Origin of the sequence: Streptomyces sp. NPDC057253 (assembly GCF_042669125.1) — a bacterium.
Lineage (GTDB): Bacteria > Actinomycetota > Actinomycetes > Streptomycetales > Streptomycetaceae > Streptomyces.
Genome location: NZ_JBHUXV010000300.1, coordinates 1 through 1,493, shown reverse-complemented (window position 1 = coordinate 1,493; position 1,493 = coordinate 1). Strand labels below are relative to the sequence as shown.

The following is a 1,493-nucleotide window of genomic DNA, read 5'->3' as shown; positions in this document are numbered from 1 at the left end:
GGGGGGTGCCTCTATGTCTTTGGTCAAGCGAGGCGTGGGGTTCGGGGTTCGTAGAAGGTGCCGTCGCGGAGCATCGCGAAGAGCACGTTGATGCGTTGTCGTGCCAGGCGGAGAAGTGCCTGGGTGTGGGTCTTTCCTCGGGCCCGGCAGCGGTCGTAGTAGGTGCGGGAGGCGGGGTCGTGCAGGGCGGCGAACGCGGACAGGAACATCGCCCGTTTGAGTTGGCGGTTGCCGCCTCTGGGGGCGTGTTCGCCGTGGATCGAGGTCCCCGACGATCTTGTTGTCGGTGCCAGGCCGGCGTAGGAGGCGAGGTGGGCGGCGGTGGGGAAGCTGGTGCCGTCGCCGACGGTGACCAGCAGAGTGGCGGCGGTCCTGACCGCGACCCCCGGAATCGAGGTCAGGACCGCGGAAAGAGGGTGAGCCTCCAGCAGCTGTCCGATCTGTGCTTCCAGGGCTCGTCGCTGTTCGTGGACGGCCGCGAGCGAGCGGGCCAGGGACGGGATCACGAGGTCGAGGGTGCCGGTGCCCGGGACCACGACGGTCTGCTCGTCGAGCGCGTCGAAAATCTCGTCGATCAGCCGGGCGGCCATGCGTGGAGCTTTGGGGCGGATCACCTCAACGAGCCTGCGGTGACCGGCCTTTCGCAGGGCGGCCGGGGATCCGTAGCGTTCCAGCAGCCAGGTCACCGCGGGGTGGTCCAGGCGTGGGCCCAGGACGCGTTCCAGGCTGGGGTGGAACTGGGTGAGCAGGCCGCGGATCCGGTTGGAGGTGCGGGTGGCCTCGGCCGCGAGGTCTTGGTCGAAGCCGACCAGCACGGTCAGCTCGGCGGTGATCTCGTCGGTCAGCTGGAGCGAGCGCAGGGCGTGCGGCATGGTCCGTGCGGCGTCAGCGATCACCGCCGCGTCACGGGCGTCGGTCTTCGCCTCGCCCGGATAGAGATCGGCGATCCGTCGCATGGACAGTCCGGGCAGGTAGGCGACCTTGCAGCCAGCGTCCCGGGCAACGGTCAGGGGCAGGGCCCCGATCGAGGCGGGCTGGTCCACGATCACCAGCACGGTGCCGAACTTCGCGGCCAGCTTGTCGAAGACGGCTCGCAGTTTCGGCTCGCTGTTGGGCAGCTGCTTGTCGAAGACCTTCTTGCCGGCCGGGGTCAGGCCGTGCCCGTGATGGGCGCTCTTGCCGACGTCCAGGCCGAGGAAGACGCCCACGTCGTCGATGTCGTCCAACCCATCCTCCCGAACGGGGTTCGTACGGTGCTGGCCAGGGCATTGGCGTCGTATTCGCGCATCCACGTTATGCAGACCTGCCGCCCGCAAGCGGCCGGGCATTGCGCCAGGCCAGGCGGTAGTCGGACCTCTCATCAGCGTCTCCAACGGCGCCTCCCGGGCCCGGTGACACCACCCCCCAGGTCATCGTTTCGACAGGGGGGACCAGTCATGCCGGGCCCGGAGGCCAGCAGCCCTCTTGCAGGACCGCCAAGAAGATAACGGGGG

The 1,493-nt window shown here is 68.9% G+C and carries 1 protein-coding gene; it reads right to left on the bottom strand.

The annotated features are described in order from the left end of the window. Positions 1 to 23 precede the first annotated feature (23 nt). Positions 24 to 1,226: an IS110 family transposase gene (locus tag ACFULQ_RS49115; protein WP_383558364.1), complete on the bottom strand. Its 1,203-nt coding sequence runs from the start codon at positions 1,224 to 1,226 to the stop codon at positions 24 to 26. Between the last annotated feature and the right edge of the window lie 267 nt (positions 1,227 to 1,493).